Source organism: Anabaena sp. CCY 9402-a (assembly GCF_963920945.1).
In the GTDB taxonomy this organism is placed as follows: domain Bacteria; phylum Cyanobacteriota; class Cyanobacteriia; order Cyanobacteriales; family Nostocaceae; genus Trichormus; species Trichormus minutissimus.
In genome coordinates this window covers 34,360-55,118 of the sequence record NZ_CAWUDL010000018.1, presented here as the reverse complement: position 1 = coordinate 55,118, position 20,759 = coordinate 34,360, and the positions used below count along the sequence as shown (strand labels likewise).

The 20,759-nt window shown below is 42.0% G+C and carries 19 protein-coding genes and 1 pseudogene; 5 read left to right on the top strand and 15 right to left on the bottom strand.

What is annotated here, in order from left to right; all coding sequences use genetic code 11:
- Positions 1 to 28: 28 nt before the first annotated feature.
- The gene (locus ACM0OR_RS08925; protein ID WP_414575942.1) at positions 29 to 1,186 is read right to left on the bottom strand and encodes a hypothetical protein; all 1,158 of its coding nucleotides are present in this window, start codon (positions 1,184 to 1,186) and stop codon (positions 29 to 31) included.
- 125 nt (positions 1,187 to 1,311) lie between these two features.
- The gene (locus ACM0OR_RS08920; protein WP_414575941.1) at positions 1,312 to 1,548 is read right to left on the bottom strand and encodes a HigA family addiction module antitoxin; all 237 of its coding nucleotides are present in this window, start codon (positions 1,546 to 1,548) and stop codon (positions 1,312 to 1,314) included.
- A 165-nt stretch (positions 1,549 to 1,713) separates the two neighbouring features.
- On the opposite strand from ACM0OR_RS08920, the gene ACM0OR_RS08915 reads away from it, so the two are divergent.
- From ACM0OR_RS08915 to ACM0OR_RS08905, 3 genes are all read left to right on the top strand, one after another.
- On the top strand, positions 1,714 to 2,358 hold the full coding sequence (locus ACM0OR_RS08915; RefSeq protein WP_414575940.1) for a Uma2 family endonuclease: 645 nt from the start codon (positions 1,714 to 1,716) through the stop codon (positions 2,356 to 2,358).
- Between the two features lie 63 nt (positions 2,359 to 2,421).
- Positions 2,422 to 2,550, top strand: a complete 129-nt coding sequence (locus ACM0OR_RS08910; protein ID WP_414575939.1) for a hypothetical protein — start codon at positions 2,422 to 2,424, stop codon at positions 2,548 to 2,550.
- A gap of 196 nt (positions 2,551 to 2,746) precedes the next feature.
- Complete coding sequence (locus ACM0OR_RS08905; RefSeq protein ID WP_414575938.1) at positions 2,747 to 3,634, top strand: spondin domain-containing protein; 888 nt, start codon at positions 2,747 to 2,749, stop codon at positions 3,632 to 3,634.
- A 255-nt stretch (positions 3,635 to 3,889) separates the two neighbouring features.
- Here ACM0OR_RS08905 and ACM0OR_RS08900 read toward each other — a convergent pair whose 3' ends face one another.
- Entirely contained in the window at positions 3,890 to 5,944 is a 2,055-nt protein-coding gene (locus ACM0OR_RS08900) for a hypothetical protein (RefSeq protein WP_414575937.1), read from the bottom strand.
- Between the two features lie 102 nt (positions 5,945 to 6,046).
- Positions 6,047 to 6,292, bottom strand: coding sequence for a DUF4278 domain-containing protein (locus tag ACM0OR_RS08895; RefSeq protein ID WP_414575936.1), 246 nt, complete (start codon positions 6,290 to 6,292; stop codon positions 6,047 to 6,049).
- Positions 6,293 to 6,631: 339 nt separating this feature from the next.
- Between ACM0OR_RS08895 and ACM0OR_RS08890 the strand changes: the two genes are divergently transcribed.
- Complete coding sequence (locus ACM0OR_RS08890; RefSeq protein WP_414575935.1) at positions 6,632 to 6,901, top strand: hypothetical protein; 270 nt, start codon at positions 6,632 to 6,634, stop codon at positions 6,899 to 6,901.
- Between the two features lie 153 nt (positions 6,902 to 7,054).
- On the opposite strand, the gene ACM0OR_RS08885 is transcribed toward ACM0OR_RS08890, so the two are convergent.
- From ACM0OR_RS08885 to ACM0OR_RS08870, 4 genes are all read right to left on the bottom strand, one after another.
- Complete coding sequence (locus ACM0OR_RS08885) at positions 7,055 to 7,873, bottom strand: ABC transporter ATP-binding protein (RefSeq protein ID WP_414575934.1); 819 nt, start codon at positions 7,871 to 7,873, stop codon at positions 7,055 to 7,057.
- Positions 7,874 to 7,991: 118 nt separating this feature from the next.
- Positions 7,992 to 9,032: a FecCD family ABC transporter permease gene (locus tag ACM0OR_RS08880; RefSeq protein WP_414575933.1), complete on the bottom strand. Its 1,041-nt coding sequence runs from the start codon at positions 9,030 to 9,032 to the stop codon at positions 7,992 to 7,994.
- The gene (locus ACM0OR_RS08875) at positions 9,029 to 10,060 is read right to left on the bottom strand and encodes a FecCD family ABC transporter permease (protein WP_414575932.1); all 1,032 of its coding nucleotides are present in this window, start codon (positions 10,058 to 10,060) and stop codon (positions 9,029 to 9,031) included. Before ACM0OR_RS08875 ends, ACM0OR_RS08880 begins: the two co-directional genes overlap by 4 nt.
- Before the next feature lie 188 nt (positions 10,061 to 10,248).
- The gene (locus ACM0OR_RS08870; protein WP_414575931.1) at positions 10,249 to 11,733 is read right to left on the bottom strand and encodes an ABC transporter ATP-binding protein; all 1,485 of its coding nucleotides are present in this window, start codon (positions 11,731 to 11,733) and stop codon (positions 10,249 to 10,251) included.
- Positions 11,734 to 11,745: 12 nt separating this feature from the next.
- Between ACM0OR_RS08870 and ACM0OR_RS08865 the strand changes: the two are divergent.
- Positions 11,746 to 12,435, top strand: a pseudogene (locus ACM0OR_RS08865) (Rpn family recombination-promoting nuclease/putative transposase).
- 77 nt (positions 12,436 to 12,512) lie between these two features.
- Here the strand turns inward: ACM0OR_RS08865 and ACM0OR_RS08860 are convergent.
- The 7 genes from ACM0OR_RS08860 to ACM0OR_RS08830 form a co-directional block, all read right to left on the bottom strand.
- Positions 12,513 to 13,412, bottom strand: coding sequence for a sucrase ferredoxin (locus tag ACM0OR_RS08860; RefSeq protein WP_414575930.1), 900 nt, complete (start codon positions 13,410 to 13,412; stop codon positions 12,513 to 12,515).
- Positions 13,413 to 13,420: 8 nt separating this feature from the next.
- Positions 13,421 to 14,386: an ABC transporter substrate-binding protein gene (locus ACM0OR_RS08855; RefSeq protein ID WP_414575929.1), complete on the bottom strand. Its 966-nt coding sequence runs from the start codon at positions 14,384 to 14,386 to the stop codon at positions 13,421 to 13,423.
- 41 nt (positions 14,387 to 14,427) lie between these two features.
- Positions 14,428 to 14,748: a TonB-dependent receptor domain-containing protein gene (locus ACM0OR_RS08850; protein WP_414575928.1), complete on the bottom strand. Its 321-nt coding sequence runs from the start codon at positions 14,746 to 14,748 to the stop codon at positions 14,428 to 14,430.
- A 68-nt stretch (positions 14,749 to 14,816) separates the two neighbouring features.
- Entirely contained in the window at positions 14,817 to 16,652 is a 1,836-nt protein-coding gene (locus ACM0OR_RS08845) for a TonB-dependent siderophore receptor (RefSeq protein ID WP_414575927.1), read from the bottom strand.
- 203 nt (positions 16,653 to 16,855) lie between these two features.
- A complete protein-coding gene (locus tag ACM0OR_RS08840; protein WP_414575971.1) occupies positions 16,856 to 17,119 on the bottom strand; it encodes a hypothetical protein in 264 nt (87 codons plus the stop codon).
- A gap of 236 nt (positions 17,120 to 17,355) precedes the next feature.
- Positions 17,356 to 18,705, bottom strand: coding sequence for a cytochrome P450 (locus tag ACM0OR_RS08835; protein WP_414575926.1), 1,350 nt, complete (start codon positions 18,703 to 18,705; stop codon positions 17,356 to 17,358).
- 83 nt (positions 18,706 to 18,788) lie between these two features.
- Positions 18,789 to 20,681 carry a lipoxygenase family protein gene (locus ACM0OR_RS08830; RefSeq protein WP_414575925.1) on the bottom strand — a complete coding sequence of 631 codons (1,893 nt, stop codon included), beginning with the start codon at positions 20,679 to 20,681 and terminating at the stop codon, positions 18,789 to 18,791.
- Between the last annotated feature and the right edge of the window lie 78 nt (positions 20,682 to 20,759).

Here is a 20,759-nt window from a genome sequence, read left to right as displayed (position 1 = left end):
AAGTCTGCGATCGCCTCATAACAACTTACTAAACAGGAGATATACTATTTCTAGCAACAGGATGAAGCCGATTTATTAAAGCTTCTAATTCACCACCAGCAAGCAGCAATTCAATAACTTCACGACCTTGAGAAATAAATCTTTCAACTTGATCATCAAAGGTTATAGTACCTCGTAAAACCTCAGCTAGAGGTTTTCTTAAATGTAGATTATGCCAATGATTTGGTCTAGTTGCTTCAAATCTATGATCGTGAAAATCCCATGTACCAGAATTCTCTTTCAATCTTGAGCGCAGTTTAGTATATTCATCAGAATTAAAAAAATGTCCTTCAAATCGCTCCCACTTTTCAATATGAAAAGCTAAAATTAGACAAAAATCTGGGCCTAGATGAAAATTTGAAAGTTGCACGTGATGATCAAAGCCATCTATAAGAGTACCAATAAATATACCTGGGAACCAACCATCTAAAAGATCCAATCCTAATCGCCCCCACTGGTATTTCACTGGTACACAAGGAATAAGTGCATCTTTTTCAAATCCAATTCTTTCTGCTACCCAACACCAATTGGCTTCAGCAGCACGTAATGTCATGTTTTTTAGGTTAGGTAGTAGTGATTGAGCAGGTAAATAAGAAACTATACTTTCATAAGATACTGGTGCTGCTGGGCCTAAATTTTCCTCTGCAAGCATATCTATAAAATCATGAACTAGACTATCCTCTGATTTTGTTTCTAACCAATGTTTCAAAAACTTATATACATCACTCCAAGTCAGAGCTAAATCAGGCTGTTGTTCATGTTGTCGAGTTAATCCAGTAATTAGAATTAATTTATATTTTTGTGACCATTTTAAGTTACTTTCTGCATAGTCACGATATTTATCTAATTGACCTGGGCTTAAATATGACCATATCTTGTGTTCAAATATCAAGGCAAATTGACCAAAATCTGCCACCATATCTATTTGTCCACCAGGAAATGTATGTTGTGTTTTCCACTCAGGTAATATGTGAGTTAAAGGAAGAGGTTCTGGTAATTTTTGATTGAGATAATCTATAAACTCACGAGCAAGCAACTCTTTATTTCTCAAAAGCCAAGCAAAACCTTCAGTAATAAAATTCTCAATAGGATCAAGTTCTTGGCTTTTGGGATATTTACGCAATGCGCTAAACAAGCTATCTGACACGCCTGTATCCTCCATAGCTTCAAAAGTGTCTAGCATAACATACAGGCTAAGTAATGTAGCCAGGCGATCGCACTACACTCAACAATTACGTTAGTTAAAGCCTTTGGCGAAGCGATCGCCCTCTATTACCCAACTTCAAGCCGTTGCTTCAGAACTTTTGAACTATTGCCAAAAAATTTTGCTAACCGTAATGCTGTACTAGGCGTAACACCCTGCTTTTGATTTACAATCTCATTAATTTGCTGGTAAGGAACGTGAATTGCATCTGCAAGTTCTCGTTGTGATATTTCCATTGGTTCTAGGAAATCTTTGAGTAATATTTCACCGGGATGCGAAGGATATTTATGCTTTGGAACTCTCATCTCTTGATAATCTCCTACACGGTTATCATGCTATCAGAAAATAAACTATAAATAAATTTTTCGCGATCGCCTTACCGATTCACTACAACCTGATAATTATGGTAGACAAAGCTATACATCTTGGTAGCATTGAGTGAAGTACCTGTCAGCAATGGAGCGAGTGCGATGTATGCAACCTTCACACAACCACTGACTTTTGCAGAATTTCTTGCCTGGGATGATGGTTCAGGCAGAGAGTTTGAATTATTGGATGGGATTCCTGTGCCATTATCAGAACCAAATGCCAATCACGAAGATTTAATTCAGAGGCTGTGTGCCTACCTCGAAAATCACTGCCAAGAAAATAACCTGCCGTATGTGTCGCGCCAGTCTAAGCAGGTTCGGCTCAAAACAGCACCAGGAGAAAAAGAAAAAAGCCGAAAAGCTGATATTGTCATATTTGCTAGGGACGAATGGCAACGGATGAAAACTACCTCTAGTTCTGCTGCTGCATATATTCCCCCACCCGGAATTATTGAGGTTGTTAGTAACAATTGGAAGGACGACTACCTAACAAAACTTGCTGAATATGTTCGCGTAGCGTCTCGAAGAGAGGATTTAGGCGTTTTAGAATACATTATTGTGGACTATGCCGCTTTCGGTGGTATTCGCTTCATTGGCTCTCCTAAGCAGCCAACTATTACAATTTACCAACTTGAAGATGGCGAGTATTTACTCCCAAAGGTGCTTCAAGAAAATAATCGAATTGATTCGAGATTGTTTCCGAACATTCCCCTAACGGCTGAACAAATTTTTGCTATGAGTCGCTGATTGGCTCCTTATTCTCCTGATTTTTCACCAATTGAAAACTGTTGGTCTAAGGTGAAAGAGTTTTTGCGTTCGCTTGCTGCAAGAACTTATCAAGAATTAGATCAAGCGATTACAGATGCCTTCAATGCTGTGACTAAAAAAGACATTATTGGCTGGTTTACCCACTGGTGTTACTATATTGCACCCAACTGAGAACCGCTATATTGACACTCTACCAGGCTAGAAGCCGGGAGATTCACAACGATGGCACACTCATGCTATTAACTTCTCAATCAATACAGAAAAGTTAAGTTAGCGGTAATTCAAAAACTACATAACTTTTATAAATCGACTGCTGATTGATTAGGCGATATAAAAATGAAGACTTACAATTATTGAGAGCCTAATCATGAAAAATCAGACGAAAAACTGCTGGAAAAATAGAGTAATTACCAGCACCATCTTAGCCATGAGTTCAGCATTGATGTTGGCAACATCGGCAACAGCAGCTACTCTGAGAGTCAAGATTGAGAATCTAGCACCCCAAGGAGGTACTTTCTTGACTCCTCTGTGGGTTGGCTTTCACAATGGCAATTTTGATACTTACGATCGCAATGCACCTTTAAACCCTAATTTTCCGGGTACAGAAAGTGTTGTTGAAGATGGTGCAACAGCAGAAATTACAACTCAGTTCGCCAATTTTGGCGCGGGTGACGTTCAAGCTACAATCTTGGGAAATAATGGGATTCCAGGGCCAATTGATCCAGGTGAGACTGCTACATTTGATTTCGATTATGAAGCAGTTCGCAACAGTGGCCGCTTTTTTAGTTATATCTCAATGGTGATTCCCAGTAACGATTTCTTCATCGCTAATGGTAATCCTCTAGCTCATCCTATTTTCGATGAAGCAGGTAAATTCATCGGGACTGACTTTTTGGTACTGGGTTCTCAAGTGCTGGACGGTGGTACAGAAGTCAATGATGAATTACCTCAAAATACAGCTTTCTTTGGTCAACAAACCCCTAATACTGGTGTTGATGAAAATGGCGTAGTTCGCCTAGCTTCAGAGTTTGGCGGTTTCTTACCTGCTGGTAGTGGTGGTATTTTAGATGATCCGAGATTTGCGAATGCTAACTTCCTCACCCCAGGCTATCAGGTAGCTCGAATTACTGTAGAAAGAGTTCCCGAACCTGTTGCTAGTGTTGGTTTGCTGGCATTTGCTGGTTTACTGTGGCTAGGGCGTGGTTGGCATCGGCAAGTTAAGACTAAATCACTGATGAAAACTGGCGAATTGTAAAAGAGCGATCGCAATCTTAAAATTTGCCCCTTAGTTAACTTTGGATTAGGGGGCATTTTTTGCAAATAGCAAGTGTCATCAGAATAAAAAAACCCAATTTATTGTCCCATATTCCGCCATACGCCAAGCTAACAAATGTGAAGATATCAAAAAGTTAGAGGGTTTAAGGATTGGTTCAACTCTCTAACCTTTGCATAATATTATCAGTATTGAACAGGCGATGCCTACGGCAAGCTACGCCTACGCTATTTTGTATTATGCAAACAAAAACTGGGCAGTATTGCCAGATGCCAGATTCAAATTGAGATTATCGGCAGCAAAACCAGTGACACCTCGTAACTCAGCCAATAATTCACCTGCACCAAATCCGCTATTACCAGCTACGCCGTCACCTAAGTGGAAGTAGGTATTGCCACGATTCACTACGACATCTATCGCATCAATACCTTCAAATTGCAATAAATCGCCACCAGCGCCACGCCGGAATTGATTGATAATATCACTGCCATCACCCAGGCGATATATTACTTTATCAATTTGGCGATCGCTTCCCAAATACAGAGTATCATCTCCCAAACCACCAATCAGAATATCTGCACCAGTGCCACCATGAAGGGTGTCGTTACCTTCACCACCGCGCAAAATATCATCGCCACTCAAACCCCAAATAATGTCATCACCACCCTGACCGTTAATTACGTCATCGGAGTTATTAAAACCGCGCACATCATTATCTAAATCATTCAGAAAGGTGACGGTGTTGCGATTCCAAATGGTGTTTTGGGTGGAGTCTGCATTGAAGACATCAAAACTATCTTGCAGGGTTTCATCACCATCAAACAGAATGTTACCAATTTGACCGTGTTGACCACCGGGAATCGGCAAGTTATCCAGGTTTTCTAGAGCAAAGTCCTTGAGAATCACTTGGGTATCATCAACCCCTTCAAAACTGACAACTAAATCATCACCAGTTTGGGTAAGGAGCAAGTTTTTGGCAACTAAACCCTCTCCTGTAAATATGAGTTCATCAAAGGTTTCCCGCACTTCCAGCGAGGGATTGCTTCCCCGTCCTACTCCCTGAAACCCTTCTACCTCAATAGTGCGATCACCACGGTTGACTTTGACTGGATAGATATTGCTATCAGCATTCGCCGTTGATGCAGAATTTTGGATGAAACTGACTCCGCCCATATCCCGCAATCTACCCCCCGATTGAACGAAGATTGCACCTCCTCGTCCTTGACCATTCTGAAAGCCAGTACCACCAACAGCAGAATTGAAGAGAAATGAACTGTTCCTGACGTTGAAGATTGCGCCGTTAGAGACAAAGACTGCACCTCCTAAACCTGCGCCACCGCCGCCTTGTCCTCCCACACCGCCGTTACCTGGACTGTTACCAGTAAAGGTTGAGCGACCATTACCTCCATTCGCCCCAGCGCGTCCAGCCCCAGCAAATGCGCCACCTACGCCCCCAGAACCGCCAGCACCACCGGGGCGAGCTTGTCCTCCCAACACGTTAGCACCGCCGCCGCCACCACCGCCGCCGCCGCCACCGCCACCACCGTAGCCACCAAAACCACCACCGCCACCGCCGCCACCACCAGTAGCATTTCGGAAAGCACCAGCACCGCCAGCACCGCCGCCGCCGCCGCCGCCACTACCACCAGCGACCCCAAAGCCTCCTGAGCCACCACTCACACCCCCACCAGCTCCCAAGCCTGTAGTTCCGACTATCCGACCGGCAGCACCACCGCTACCGCCGCTACTTGGGACGATACCACCAATAGCGAAGAAACTTGGTAAGCCACCACTACCACCCGGAAAGCCATTGCTTCCAGCCGAGGAATCATTTCCACCCCGCCCACCGTCGCCACGACCAGCAAAACTATTACCTCCGACTGCTCGGTTATCAAAAAACACGACATTATCTGCTGTGACATTAGCACCTGGATTCAGAAACAGGCCTCCTCCAGCCCCTAAACCGCCACCACCGCCTCGACTGCCGTTTCCTCCTTGAGCAAGACCCCTGTTAATCTGCAAATTATTAAATGTAACAGTGCTGTTATCAATGAGAAATAGGGAAGTGCGCCCCTGTCCATTGAAGCCAGTAAAGCTAGTCCCATTCCCCTGGAAGTTAATGTTATTGCCTTGTCTGATGACAATTGGACTATTTAGTTGAGCAATGCTATTAATGACGATGGTATCAGTTCCAGGTAAGGCTTCTGCGGCTGTGACAGCTTCTCGTAAACTTAACAGCCCGTCTGTGGGATTAACAACATCATTGAGTGTAGTAACAGTAAAAGTTGCCATGTGAGTATCCTTTGATTAGTAAATTTAGGCAGAATAGGGAATACCACCGCCTTTATAGAAGCGGCGTTACATTTAGTTTTAATTTGTGGATTTTAAGAAAAATTAAGAGTAAATCACACCCCGATATTTTAAACTTCTCCGTGGTTGGGAAATTGTAGATATAACTTGGTTTTTAATATAAAGTGCGCCACGATAAATTAGAGTTTGATATGTTGGTACATTTTGGTTAACAACTGAACAGTTAATATTGTAAGCAGCACCACGATACTTTAAAGATACTTTTGCTGTTGTTCCTTTAGATAAAGTATCATCGCATTCATAGGGTAATAATTGATAATTTATTTCCATTTTCCTAATCGCTATTGTAAGTGAATTAAGTGCTGTTTTGCTGCAACATTTGATTTTGTGTTTCAGCAATGATTTATTTATAGGATTTCTAGAAATGAATGTCGATGTATAAAAGTTAAGGATTTAGCACAAAGTCGATTTACTTAACTTTTCGCCCTCTTTCTCAGCCACAGGTGCAGTTTATTGCTATTTCACTCAATTAAGTTAAGTCAGTTAAGCCAGATAAGTCCTTAGCTTTTCTGTATCGACAATTATTTGCTCTGATTCCATTATGGTAATTGTGAAGCAGAAAAAATCAAGCTTCAACAAGTCGAAATAACTCAAATTAGGATGTTAATCATGAATACTCAATCTGTAAATAATTCCAATAACGACACCAAAATCAATAGCCAAAATACTGTTAAGTACCCAGAACTAAACGACTCAGAATTAGAGGTTGTTTGCGGAGGTGGAAATTTGATTGGACGTAGAAGGACTAGCCATCGTCCCCAAGTTATTCTGCGTGCAGATTGGTTGGTGATCCTCAATCAAGGGCTTGATAGTACTATTTTACTTGATCAACTAAACATTTTTTTTATCTTTTTTGTATATTCAAATATTCTAGGCTAAAAATCAACGATAGCAGTATCATTATTACTAATAAATTTTCATAAAGCTGTAGCTGCTTACAAGTTTTTTTTGCAAGAACCAATTGCTCCAGAGGCGTAATTAGAGGATTTGAATTGGGAGAAAGTGGACATCTCGCCCACTTTTTCCATGACATTACAGATGAGAAGATTTTGCTTGCAGTTTCCTTTCTCCCTTGCGTCCTATGGGAATACACATTGGTGTCCCCACAACTGGGTCAGCCACAACACGACACTCTAAGCCAAAAACCTCTTGTACCATCTCTTCAGTCATTACCTGCTGGGGTTCTCCAGCCGTGAAAATCCGCCCTTGTTTCACAACAACTAGATAATCTGCATAACGACAAGCCTGATTTAAATCATGCAACACCATGACAATAGTCCGTCTCTGATGTTGGTTCAATTCATATAATAAATCTAAAACTTCTATCTGATGTGCCAAATCTAAAAAAGTAGTCGGTTCATCTAACAGTAAAATATCTGTATCTTGTGCTAATGCCATTGCAATCCAAGCACGTTGTCGTTGTCCACCAGATAAAGTATCTAATCCTCTGTCGTCCAACTCTAATAAACTTGTAATTTCTAGTGCCTGTTGGACAATTTTTTCATCTTTTTCTGACCACTGCTGTAACCAATTTTGATAAGGATAGCGTCCTTGTGCTACCAAATCTCTGACTGTTAATCCTTCCGGCGCAACTGGGCCTTGCGGTAAGATACCTAATTGCTTCGCTACATCCTTAGTAGAAAGATTAAAAATAGATTGCCCATCAAGGTAGACTGTACCGCCATAGGGTTTAAGAAGTCTAGCTAGACCTCGTAATAAAGTTGATTTACCACAACCATTTGCACCGACTAAAGCACTAATTTGTCCCGTAGGAATTGACAAATTCAGGTCACGAATAATTGGCGCACCATCGTAAGCTAAAGACAGACCCTTGGTTGATAATCCTTTCATAGTTGTTACCGTTTTTAATTTTGAAGGAGGCAGGAGGTAGGAGGCAAGGAGCGAGAAATTTCTGAATTTTGTAGCTTGCTTCCCGTAGTGAATTTTGAATTTTGAATTTTGAATTGATCTATTTCTTCCGATTACGAATTAACAAATAGAGAAAATAAGGCGCACCGATAGCAGCAGTCACGACCCCACAAGGAATTTCTATAGGTGCAAACAAGGTTCTGCCTAGCAAATCTGCTGCGACAACAATCACTCCCCCTAACAATGCAGAGGTAGGAATCAAGCCTTCATGATTTGTACCTACCAACTGTCTGCCTAAATGGGGTGCAATTAAACCGACAAAACCAATCATTCCCGCCGTGGCGACTCCTGCACCGGCTAAGGCTACACCCACTAGCACGAGTAAACCACGTTGCCATTCCACCCGGCTACCTAAACCTTTGGCAACATCATCTCCTAAATTTAAGGCGTTCAAATGCCTTGCCAATGTCAACGCCATCGGTACGAATACAATTAACCAAGGTAAGAAGGAAAAGACTTGCTCCCAGGTGCGTCCGTAGACACTACCAGCCAACCATACAAGGGCATCACTGACGCTGTAGATTTCGCCAAAGGTAATCATCAAGCTGGTAAATGCGCTGGCGATCGCAGACAACCCCACGCCCATTAAAATTAACAAAATGGGGGAACTACCATTATTCCAAGCTAGGGAGTAAATGAGCATCGCCATCAATAAAGCCCCAGCAAAGGCTGATAGAGGCAAGGTGTAAATGGGTGCAGCCGGAAATAAAATAATAACTGTCACAGCTGCCAGACTCGCGCCGGCATTGATGCCAATAATCCCAGGGTCAGCTAAGGGGTTACGTGTCAGTCCTTGAAAGATAGTACCAGAAATTGCCAGTGCTACCCCCACCATAAAAGCGATAAGGGTACGAGGTAGACGCAGATTGTGAATCACAAAAGCATGGTCTGGATTGCCTGTATCTATACCAAATACAGTTTTGACGATATCTAAGGGAGAGATGGGATACTCACCCCTACCCACATTGATCACCATCGCGATCGCAATTACTACTGCCAAGCAAAGCAGCATCAGTGGTACGCGTCGGTCTATGCGAAAAGATATCGCCTCGGAACGAATGACGAGCCAATCTACCTTCATTTCTTCACCTTTGACTTAGCCAAGTAGACAAAAAAGGGCGCACCAACTAGTGCTGTCATTACTCCCACAGGTAATTCTTGAGGTTTGAGTAAGATACGCGCAGCGACATCAGCAACTAAGAGTAAAGTTGCACCCGCCACTGCGGAGTAAGGCAAAATCCAACGGTAATCAGCTTTGATGAAAAATCTCACCATGTGGGGAACAACTAAGCCAATAAAGCCAATTGGCCCAGCCAGAGATACGGAACTTCCCGCCAGTAAAACAACGCTGACGGCTGTCGTGATTTTCACCCAAGCTGTCTGTTGACCCAGGCCTTTAGCTACGTCTTCACCCAGACTCATAGTAGTAATTTGTCCACCAAGGGCAAAGGCCACTACTAAGCCAATAACAACAAAAGGCAATGCTGACAATAATATGTTGAAATCCCTTCCAGCTAAAGAACCAGCCAACCAAAATCTAATTTCTTCTAAGGTGCGTTGACTGACGATGAGAATAGCCGTGGTGAGTGAAGAAATCAGAGCCGTGATCGCTGCGCCTGCTACGGTGATATTTAATGGTGTAGCTCCTCCTCGCCCCAGAGAACCAAGGAAGTAAACTAATATAGCGGTGACTCCTGCACCTAAAAAGGCCACAATAGTCAAAACACTCAAGGATGAGCTACCAAACACAAAAATTGTGGCAACTACAGCCAATGCAGCCCCCGATTCAATCCCCAAAATCCCCGGATCAGCTAGAGGGTTGCGTGTCAAACCCTGCATTAATGCCCCGGCGACTGCTAAGGCTGCACCTACCAAAAGAGCAACAAGCGATCGCGGTAATCTCACTGTCTGAATCACTAAATGTTCATATGAACCATCAAAGGTGATAAAGGATTCCAGAATCTTGTTTAACGGTATTTCTGCCGCACCCAATGTAACACTGTACACCAAGCAAGTTAGCAGGATAAGTATGCCTAGAATCAGACCCACTAATGGCGATATTTTCGGTGTGTTCCAGTTTTTGGGTGATGCTGTGGTTGCTCTTGTCATTATCTTGTAGTTAATTGAAAAATATAGTCATTTAGGTAAGTAAGTTGTGCCTTATGTGACATTTGCAATTTCAACATCGTAATTGACAATTTTTATACATTTATTGAGTATTTAAGCAAGGTATATTCTATAAATGTTTCGATTTATAGGCTGATATGAGCAGTAAGTTTCAAGATTATACTTTATACTTAATCAGTAGCTTTTTTCAACTGTTTGTGTGTTGCTTCCATGAATAAAAAGAAATAACTGCGAAATTCAGTTAACTGCTGTAAATAATATATCTCAATAGAGTATTCATAGGGCCCTAACTTTGTATCTAAGCCTTGGGGTAATGAATGCAACCATTGTGATAAGCCTAATATTTCTAAGGTTTCATAGATGCGTTCGTCGCTGATGTTCTGATTGAAAAAGGTGAGATTATTGCGAACTGTCGTTTGAAACAGTTGTACATCCTGAGTGACTAAGCCCACTTTTTGAGGTAAGTCTGTGAGAAGAGTCTGATTAATTGGCACACCTCCTAAGTGAATTGAGCCTGATTTTGGGTCATACAATCTCAGTAATAACCGCGCTAGGGAAGATTTACCGCTACCTGTACGCCCTAATAAACCTAATAGTTGTCCCCCAGGTAAATTAAAGGATATGTCTTGCAGAACCAAATCCCTTTCTTCCGATTTCCGGTCATTGTAGCTAAAGGAAACGTGATCAAAAGTTACAGAAAGTGCGCCTTGAGGCAGTCTTTGTTCACCTCCTGCACTGAGTTGGGATTTGACTTGTAGTAAATCTTGAATCCGGTAAATACTGGCTTCTGCTTGTTGGAGGACTTCAAATTGGTTGCGAATTTGCTCGATTGGTTCGCTGAGTAAGTTGGTGTAGTAGTACAGTAGATATACTGTACCAATAGTAATAATATTTTGATTCCAAAGGTAAGCACCGACGCTTAAGGCGATCGCAGTTCCTAATGTAAAAATACCGTTGGTTGTCGCCCAAAGAATAGTGCTGGCAAAACGGGCTTGATGATATACAGGTAGCCAGCCTTGCAAAATTTTGTGGAAGCGTTGCATCACATAGCTTTTAGCACCATTAGCACGGATGTCTTCCATCCCAACGAGTTGTTCGCCCACGAAACCAAAAAAATCGGCACTAATTTGGCGATAAGTTCTCCAATAGGGAACGGCTATGGAACGCAGACGTATCAAAGTAGATAAGGCTATTAGGGCAAAAAAGGCGATCGCTAAACCTGCACGCCAATCTTCGGCAAATAGAACTACAATCACACCTAACATCAATAGCAAATTGCCCAAGATGTAAACGGTAAAATTGGAAAAGAATTGCGAAAGAGAGTGAACATCTCCGTCTACTCTCTCTAGTAATTCACCGGGTGTAGTGTATTTATGAAAGGATAAATCTAGTCTCAAACAATGCTCAACTAAGTCAACCCGTAAAGCGTTGGTGGCTCTCCAAGCGACGTTTTCGCCGTAGTAGGTAGCAGTAACGGTGATGAGTTGAGTGATGACAGCTACAGCTATAAATAGTAGAGCGGCTAAAAGTAAGTTTCGCCCAGAACCACCAGCTACGGCTGTGTCTATGAAGTAACGCAGAATTTGCGGGTTGACTAATTGTAGTCCGATGCTGGCTAAGAGTGCGATCGCAAATTTGATCACTCTCCCCAGCAAACAAATTTTCGCATTGATGGGGCATTTTTACCCAAACAACCAGATTTAGAACGTCCCATTCATTTCACTGAATTTCAGTTTCAACCAGATACCGGACTTTATTCCCGTCTCCTCACGGAAATTTTTATGTATCTGGATAAGACGGAAATACGCAACGATTGGCGAGGAACTGTTATTTGGATGAGTCGCCGCCTCGATCCTGGTATCCCGATACGCTATTGGGAGTTTTTTGAAAGTCAACGAGTGCAAGTAATTTACCTAGATGAGTTGAGAGACTTAACTAATCAATCAATTGGTTTAGGAACTCTTACGTTGGTAGTTGAACCACCAGAATAGGCGAGTGTAAAAGCTCGGAGTTTAATTGAGAGGAGTAGACAAGTTCCTGATGAACAAGTCAGGAAAAAATTAGTAGAATTAATAGAGACAATCATTGTTTATAAGTTTCCTCTCAAGAGTCAAGCGGAGATTCAGGCAATGTTAGGATTAGGCGATTTGAAACAAACAAAGGTTTACCAAGAAGGCTTGGAAGACGGAGAGCGTAAGGGGCGCGTTGAGGGTAAACTTGAGGGTAAACTCGAAGCAGTACCTCGGTTATTGAAATTGGGGTTGACTTTAGAACAGGTAGCAGAAGCCCTCGAAGTAGACGTTGCAGAAGTTAGAAAAGCTGCGCGTGTCCAATTTTTATCATGCCAATTTCACTAAATTACGGACACGATACTGCTTGACTTCCTCTAAAGATGGCTGTTCTGCTGAGTTCCAAGCTGTCATAACTGAACCTTTCACTCCACCCTGGCTTGATAAGCACTGCGGCTATTTCCATCGGCTGTGGTGAAATCAATGCGAACATCAGCCCATTCTTGGTTAATTTCATCACTTGCTAAAATTTGACCGACTTTGTGATATTCCAGCCAGTTCCAACCTTCAAGCATCCAAATCTCTCGTTCGGCGATTTGTGCAAATTTGGGTAAACCAGCCCAGCCTCGATAGTATGCATACAGTTTTTTGACTGAACAATTACGTCGGACTAATAAATCTAAAATTTCCGGTTTTAAACGACCCCAGTATTGTCCTTGAGGTAAATCAAGTAAGGTAGGTGCAAACTGATGTCCACCAAAATGACTACATCGCCAAAAACGTAAGTTACTGTTATTTGCAGCAGCGTATTCAGAACGCAATGTTTGATAAATTGGATAACCAAATCTGCTACAAGCCACATCCACTTTACCGTCGGTGCAAATGAGTAATTCTCGAATGTGGTTTGTTTGTTGGCGATATTGGGTAAAATTTGGTAGTTCTTCTGGATTTTTGAGTAAAGCTAATGCCAAAGAACCCAGTAAAGCATGAGGTACGATAAATTCTTGTTTCTCAAATTGGGCAAAAAACTTTGCTGGTCGGCGATAGTAGAATACACGAGTATAACCTGGATGGGAGTATTCCCGGTCTGGTGCGATCGCTATTACTCGAATTTTTCTACTACCTTCGCAAACAAAGTTTAATGCTGCTAATAAGCCCTGTCGCATGGGGTCAGGTTCAATCCAGAAGTTATCTGGCCAAGGTTGTGCAGCTTCAATAATTAAGTATTGTGTTACTGCTATAGCAGAACCAATGGTGTCTTCACCGTTAGCTTGGGAAATCTCGGAACAAAAACGACAATTGTTTTGAGTTTTGTTAGTTGACATATTGATAATTACTTCACTAAATATTTAAACAAATCATCAAGAATGAGATTGGCGGCGATGTAGCTTCCACCGTGCCAATAATCATCACCGACCTCATAGACTTTGCCTAACTTAACTGCATTTAATTGGAGCCATAAAGGATGGTTAAGAATGTAATTATAGTTATCTGCTTGTGGATGCTGTTGCAGAAAAATCACATCCCCATCTGCATATTCAATAGTTTCAATCGACATATCAATTCCCTCTTTTTGAATGGGAGAACGAGGTAAGCCCACATCCTGAATGACCATGCTGCATATATGTTGTCCTTCTCCCCGCAGGCGAATTCTATCTGCGTAAATCCTGACGAGTGAAACTTCTGTGGTGTGGAGAGAATCGCCTAATGCCTGTTGTAACTCTGTTACCCGTTGCTGATAATTATTGACGGTAATATCTGCCTCAGATGATTTACCCAATGCTTCAGCAAACGATTGAAAGCATTCCTGCCAACGAACGATTTTACCGTTCCACCATTCACAGGTAACTGTCGGTGCAATTTGCGACAATTGATTATATAAGCTTCCTTGTTGTGTCAAATTAGAAACCGAAAGAATTACGTCTGGCTTTAGCGTCAGAATCTTTTCTAAATTGGGTTTTCCAGACTCACCAACCATCGCCACTCCTTGAGCTTTATTCTGCAAGTAAGCAGGTATATCTCCAGCAGATACATCTCCAAAGAAGACAGAAGCACCTACAGGTTTGAAACCCAAAGTCAATGCAATCTCCAAACTTGCTTCATCTAGCACTACTATTCGTTGTGGGTCATTAGGAACGCAGGTTTCACCCATAAGATGTTTGACTATTCTGCACTGTGAAGGCAATAACTCATTAGAGCTAGTTAAGTTTTGTGAGACATTATTAGCACAAGCAGAAAACAGCACAATTGCCAGAAGCGTTAACCCAAATAACCTAAACCCACGACGAATTTTATGCATTTTGAAATATTAATTTAGTTCTACTCGCAGTGCTGGAAAATCTAAAATTCCACTGACAGTGTTCCTCTCAACGTAAACGGCGCGACAGGATCAACGCGAGTCCGGCGCTGGCCAGTAGCTTCGATATAATCAATATTGAAAAGGTTATTAACGTTAATGCCAGCCCGCCAGTTATTTCGCCGATAAAATATACTGGCATCAGTACGTACATAACTAGGTACTTGAAAAGAGTTATTCAGATCCCCTTGCCGTTCGCCAACATAAAATAAGCCCAAGCCAAATCCTAAGCCTTGGAAATCACCTGTTTGAATTTCATAAGTTGACCACAAACTGGCTGAGTTAAACGGCACACCATCAAGCAAATTACCCGGTTGTAGGTTATTAAGCTAATCAGCATTTAAGTTGCATAAAACCAGGGCTGAAGCCCTTACTACAAGCGAATCAGTCTGGAAAAATGAATGAAGATTAGCTTATCTTTGGTAACTCTGGCATCGGTGTAAGCGTAAGAAGCAATCATATTCCATCCCGGAAGAATTTGTCCTGTGACATCCAACTCAATACCCCTGCTTCTTTGCTCTCCTACAGGAATAAAGAAACCTCGATTGTCTGGATCGGGTGCGGGAATATTACTCCTGGTGAGTTCATAAGCAGCTAGGTTTGTGATTAGTCTACCGTTGAGAAACTCGCCTCTAATGCCAACTTCATACTGCGTGCCGCGTATTGGTTCAAGCAGTGAGCCATCTACACGAATACTAGTATTAGGTTGAAAGGAGCTACTGAAGCTGGTATAAAGAGAGATTGGCTCAATCGGTTGATAAACAATGCCAGCTCGTGGACTAAAGGCTTGGGATTCCCGTTCACTGGTGAGAGTAGTTTGATTAATGTTATCAAAGCGTCCTCCTACTAACAGTTTTAAGTTTTCAGTTAGAGTAACTTGATCTTGCAGAAAAAAGCCAAAAGAATTTGTTTCAGTCCGGTTAGGAAAGCTAAATGGAAACTGATCTCTCGGAGGTGGGGAAGCAATTCCATAAACAGGGTTAAATATATTGATGCTGGGAGCATCAGCAAATAGAGCCAAACCTTCTCTTGTTTGCCATGACAAATCAACACCAAATAAAAGCGTATGCTCGACTGATCCAGTAGTAAAATTTCCTACTAGATCGGTTTGCAATGCGTAGGTTTTCGCTTCACTCTCGCTAATAACAAATTCCCTAGAAACTTCTCCAGTCTCCTCATTCAGTCTAAGAGGCTCAACGTAAGCTAAAATAAAGTCTTCATAAGAAAATCGAAACCGATTGCGGACTGTCCAGTTATCGTTGAAACGATGCTCTAATCGATATCCTGCTGACGAATTTATTCTTTCACTAGAGTCATCTAGTTCACCTAAGACTCGATCAAAGGGAATATTGGCAACGCCTGTACCAAAAGCAAATAATCCCCCGTCAAACGGACGCTTATCACTTAAGTAATCCAATTCAAATGTTAGGTCAGTGCGATCGCTAATGTTCCAGCTAACTACAGGTGAAATGAAAAATCGTTCCACTTCTGTGTCAAAATCCCGAAAGTTTCCTCCTTTTTCATAAGCGGTATTCAAGCGATAGAGTAATGTACCCTCTGGGTTTAAAGGGACTGAGAAATCAAGGGTTGGTCGCACTAAACCGAAACTTCCTACTTGCAACCCAACAGCATAAAAAGGCTCTGAAAGCGGTTGCTTTGTCACGTAGTTAATAATACCACCAGGATCTAAATTCCCGTAGAGTACAGAAGCTGGTCCTTTGAGGACTTCTATCCGTTCCAAATTTGCCGTTTCTACAATAGAAAAATCGTTTCTAAAGCCGTCGCGGAGATTCCCTCCAAATTGTTGAAATCCGCGAATGTTAAATACTTCAGATGTGCCACCAACCGTATTTCCCCTCTGCACACCACTGACATTACGCAGTGCGTCTGAGGCTCGAATCACTTGTCTGTCCTCTAACACCTGTCGGGGAACTGCTTGATGTCTTTGATTACCTGCCCACTCTGTTCTACCTCCGCGACTAACATCCGACAAGCACAAGAAGTTTTGACCACCTTGCATCACCTCACCTGTATATAATTTACGGTTTCCTGACAGACGAAAACCTATTTCAGGGCTTCTTTCCTTACCTGCTGGTTCCTCCAAGATAATATGGTTGAGGAATTGATTATTTTCAATATCTATAGAAATACCATCCGGTAGTAACGTGCGCTGCCAATATCCTTTACCAATAGACTTTGAATATTTCAAAAAAATGTCATTTTCAGATGAATGATGTAAATTACCGTTAATAGGTGTTTTTCAAACATTTCATCCATATTTTGGATTGATAAGATACCAGCCATCTCTAGTTGCACGGTTTGAAGAGTAATATTTCTAACTATATTAGCAGGAATTAGAGAATATTTCTCAATAAGGATGTGACCTAACCCCCCTTAAAAAGCAGGGCTGTTTCATTCCACAAGATGAAGGAGTTTGTCAATATCATGAGAGAGAAATCTTTGAGCAATTGTGATGGAATGATAACCATTTCGACGAAGTATATTGAGTACGATCGCTCTAATAATGGAAAGATTTGCGGGAGCGTTGCCGAGACGGATTGTCGAACTATCCTCTTTCAAAACAACATCTTTCACCCAGTGGAGGCAATTTTCGATACCCCAATGACCGCGAATACCGAGAGCAAATTCCTTCGCTGTGCAAATCAGACTGCTAATATAATTCGTAATTGCGCTTAGTACAGCAAGCCCTATGTAGAGACATTACAGTGCAACATCTCTACCTGACTTTTCACGTCATGTGGAAAAGTCCACGGAAAATCTAACTTCCAAACCATGATTTCAAAGTCTCTCTCCTCGCAGGAGAGAGATTCAGAGAGAGGTTTTCCAGATACCGTGAAAAGTTAGCATCTCTACAGGGATTAAATGTTTTCTCAAACATCCTCTGATAGTATTTACAATTTTTGAGCAAAACCTTGGAGGACTAAATCATCGGGGGTGAAGGGTTTAAAGTTAGCAAAATCCCACTTAACATCTGTAGATGAGTCCCATTGATATTTCTGGAAAAGATACAAACAGAATGTTTTGATGATGGCAATTGATAAAGAAGTCCCAGGACAGATTCGCTCATGTCCTTGGCTGTTCCAAGATAAGATGTCAGAAAAATTTCGTGTTACGTCAAAAGTATCGGGATTTTCGTATCTATTTGCATCCCGATTGGCTGTGAAGATAGAACCCATTAACAGCGTCCCTTTTTGGAAGGGGCATTTTTTCTCCCCAATCGTAATTTCGCCTGATTGAGTGGTAAGTTGACTGACAAATCGCACAGGAGGATAAAGACGGGCTGTTTCTAAAATTACTTTTTCGGTAAGTGTGGCATTTTCTAAGACAGATTTATTCAGGGGTTCTTGTTTATTACCGATCTCATTTGCCTCTGCCATAACATCATTTCTTAAGCCATCGTTAAGACAAAGAACACCAATTACTGAGCCTAAAAGCGCACTTGTACCAGCAGTTCCGGCCAGATGAGTCATATCAAATAGGCTGTTAGCAATTTGGTGTTCATTTAATTGATGCTGAGAACCAATTTCTAAATAAGCCGCCCATTTGGGAGATTGTTTGTATCGCTCAATTAAACGCTGGCGATGTTGAATATGTGGTGCGCTTTTGCTTCTGAGTAGATACTTGACTACGAAATTGGGTAAAAGTGCTAGTCCTATATCTTGGATATAAGCCTGAGAAGCAGTGACTTCTTCTTCAGAGAATGACATCTCAAACACAAGTTGGTGCAGAATCCGCAATATCATCGCTGGTAAATCTTTGCCAATGTGTAATTGACCTTGTTTGGCAGCATCTGCTAGGTTTTGATTAACTAGTTTCCCTAATGTCTCTGCCGTTTCTAAAGGGTCTGGTAAAGCTTGTAATATTACGGCACGTACCCCACTATGTTCTTGACCATTCGTTCCCAAACTGAGGGGATTGTTGAGGAGATAGCTAGAGGCTCGCATTTTAATGATGCCTAAATAATTACTTCTAATTTGAGGCTCAGTCTGCATCAGCCGTTTAACTTCAGCATGAGTAGAATGGATAACTGCTTGGTCTAAGGCAAAAAACTTGTTGCCGATATTATCCTTGCGGATATAGAGAAAGTCCCGCCAGTCTTTGAATATGATGACAGCTTCCAGATAATAGAAAATCAAAAGCAGCAGCTTACCAATGGGGCTAGTATTACCGACTTTGGCAAGAATAGATGAAAGCCAGATTTGGCGATTGTGGGCTGTCAAAACTTTTTCTTTGAGTTCCATGTTGATTGGGGGACAGGTGACAGGTGACAGGGGATAGGGGAAGACAAGGGAGAATCATCAAAGACTAATGCCCAATGCTCTAACTAAATGTTAATGCTCTGAGGAATTTTAGAAGGAAGCAGATATTCATACGGTGGGCGAATTAAGTTGCGCTTTTTGATGGTGATTTCAATCTGTTCAAGATGGCTTTGGAGCGATCGCAATAAGGGTTCGACTTTGGGATCTGGAAAGTGCTTTTGCGGATATTCACCCAATTTGTTGTAATATAAAGAACCTAACAAAGCCAACAGGCTATACTGCTGTTGCGCCTGCTCTAGTGGTGGCAATAAATTGAGGTAGTCTTGCTCAGTTACTTCTCTTTTGAGAATTGAGGCTGGTAAATAACCGGCTAATGGGAAGCCTGGGATGTAAGCCATCAAATCTTTTTGGGGAAAGTTGACAGCAGCGTGTTGCACACTAGCGGTAAAAATAATTAACGTAACAGCATCAACTAAATATTCCTGTGTTTTGATCCCACCGTCTTGACCAAAATCAGCTATACGACCGCCATCATGAGCTTGCACTTCCGCCGCCCAAGCCTGAATATATGTGTCATTTTGAATATCTTGGTCTGTTGTGTAATAAAGTTTCAGGTAATCTGAAACCCATTGACGAATAGCATCCCAAGTCAATAAGGCATCATCTCGGTAAGGATAAACAGGTAAGAGGTTAGGATCGTCCACGCCACGCTGTTGGAGTTGTTTGGGTAACATGGCTCTGTTGAAGTCGAAGCTTTGTAAGCCCAGCACTGTTAACACACGTGAGTTATCAATTGTTGATGAGAGTAAAGTATCAACACCACCAAAAGGAGCAATTAGAGCGCGTTGAGCAGCATCGTTGATGGCTAAAGTTCCCTCAAAATGGGGACGTAGCAGCAAGTTAAGGGGGTGGCTACTGGGTAATTGACGATGGGTAGCGATCGCAAAACTCCCAGCTAATAGATGTGTTCTAGCTAGGTGGGTGACTGGTTCGTGAAAGTTGCTATCGGCAATCTCAACAATGGTTTTGGCAATTAGCCAAGCGTATTTACCAGATTTAGGGGTAATGATCGGGTAATCTTCCCCTGGGGTTTGACCGCATTGAATGGCTACTGGTCTTAATAGACGGTTGGGGTCTGAACCTTTGGGTACGGCAAAAAGTGCTAAAGGTGCATAGAGATATTTTTGCGCGGTGGGAAATGAACCATTGATAGCACCTTTAAAAATGGCATAGTCTAGCAGGTATAGTCGGCCTTCCTCTCCTGCAACTGCGAGGGAATCGTCACTTCCCATCACGCCTTGATAGTCTGCATCAGTGACAGGGAATTTGTCCCCTAGACTGGTGACTCGCTGAATCATCACAGGATTGTAGCCAGCTACCCGCATATAAGCAAACACTTCATCTTCTTGGAAAGAATCTGCGATCGCTGGTACTGGAATCACCGGGAATAATTTCTGATAATCTTCAAGACTTTTAACGTGACCTGTGGGTTTTCCTTGATCAAGCAGTTTCCTAATTCGACTTAAGGAATCCCCCAAAATTAAGACTCCACTTTCCTTAATCAGCGAAAACAACAAATCATCGAGTTCTCGAAAATCAGTCGAAAATCCCCGAATCAGCATTTGCGGGATAATTTGCAGCAGTCTAGCAATGACGCTGATGTTGGCTGGTATCGCCCCTTTCAGTACAGCTTCCAGGATAAATAGTTTGACATCATCACGAATCGATTCTGAACCGCGATTACCTCGGTTGGTAATCAACGTATTCACAAAAATAATCTTTAATTCTTTAACTAACAACAAAAACCATCTAGTTGGGAATCCTTCCCCATCAGGTAGCTGATCCACCATCGCCATAGGTGGAATATAGCTGTAGTTATATGTATATCGCTGTCTAGCTATTTCTAGACTGGGGTTGCTTGAAGCACTGCTCGAATTATTAGGTAATGAAGTAGTCATAAAAACTCCGCACAGCAAATGATTTCCAAAGAGTCTTAAAAGTTAATTGCAAATAACCTTTTTAATTCACCTATGTAA

Bases quoted from the DNA above. Each gene is read 5' to 3' on its own strand.
- ACM0OR_RS08835 (WP_414575926.1), bottom strand. From the start codon at position 18,705: ATGGAACTCAAAGAAAAAGTTTTGACAGCCCACAATCGCCAAATCTGG.
- ACM0OR_RS08890 (WP_414575935.1), top strand. From the start codon at position 6,632: ATGAATACTCAATCTGTAAATAATTCCAATAACGACACCAAAATCAAT.
- ACM0OR_RS08920 (WP_414575941.1), bottom strand. From the start codon at position 1,548: ATGAGAGTTCCAAAGCATAAATATCCTTCGCATCCCGGTGAAATATTA.
- ACM0OR_RS08895 (WP_414575936.1), bottom strand. From the start codon at position 6,292: ATGGAAATAAATTATCAATTATTACCCTATGAATGCGATGATACTTTA.
- ACM0OR_RS08915 (WP_414575940.1), top strand. From the start codon at position 1,714: ATGTATGCAACCTTCACACAACCACTGACTTTTGCAGAATTTCTTGCC.
- ACM0OR_RS08905 (WP_414575938.1), top strand. From the start codon at position 2,747: ATGAAAAATCAGACGAAAAACTGCTGGAAAAATAGAGTAATTACCAGC.
- ACM0OR_RS08900 (WP_414575937.1), bottom strand. From the start codon at position 5,944: ATGGCAACTTTTACTGTTACTACACTCAATGATGTTGTTAATCCCACA.
- ACM0OR_RS08880 (WP_414575933.1), bottom strand. From the start codon at position 9,032: ATGAAGGTAGATTGGCTCGTCATTCGTTCCGAGGCGATATCTTTTCGC.
- ACM0OR_RS08875 (WP_414575932.1), bottom strand. From the start codon at position 10,060: ATGACAAGAGCAACCACAGCATCACCCAAAAACTGGAACACACCGAAA.
- ACM0OR_RS08855 (WP_414575929.1), bottom strand. From the start codon at position 14,386: ATGCATAAAATTCGTCGTGGGTTTAGGTTATTTGGGTTAACGCTTCTG.
- ACM0OR_RS08830 (WP_414575925.1), bottom strand. From the start codon at position 20,681: ATGACTACTTCATTACCTAATAATTCGAGCAGTGCTTCAAGCAACCCC.
- ACM0OR_RS08860 (WP_414575930.1), bottom strand. From the start codon at position 13,412: ATGTCAACTAACAAAACTCAAAACAATTGTCGTTTTTGTTCCGAGATT.
- ACM0OR_RS08885 (WP_414575934.1), bottom strand. From the start codon at position 7,873: ATGAAAGGATTATCAACCAAGGGTCTGTCTTTAGCTTACGATGGTGCG.